This window comes from Monashia sp. HAY1-2A, assembly GCF_056755315.1.
In genome coordinates this window covers 1-233 of record NZ_JBNDHY010000819.1, presented here as the reverse complement: position 1 = coordinate 233, position 233 = coordinate 1, and the positions used below count along the sequence as shown (strand labels likewise).

The following is a 233-nucleotide window of genomic DNA, read 5'->3' as shown; positions in this document are numbered from 1 at the left end:
CCCCCCCCCCCCCCCCCAAAAAAAAACACCGCACCCCAGATTACTACGCGTCTCGTGGGCTCGGAGATGTGTATAAGAGACAGCCTCGGGAGCGGTGGTGTGAGGGATAGACCGCGGCTCGCTCGTCACTTCCCGTCCGTGAGTCCGACGCCGTCGATCAGGAACCTCGGCTTGCTCCTGTCTCTTATACACATCTGACGCTGCCGACGACGGAGAGAGTGTAGATTTAGGTG

At 60.1% G+C, this 233-nt stretch carries 1 protein-coding gene; it reads left to right on the top strand.

All coding sequences use genetic code 11. The features are described 5' to 3' along the window. The coding region (locus ACPYOM_RS24060) for a hypothetical protein (RefSeq protein WP_481347911.1) at window positions 1-198 on the top strand (198 nt) is incomplete at its 5' end. Window positions 199-233: the final 35 nt, after the last annotated feature.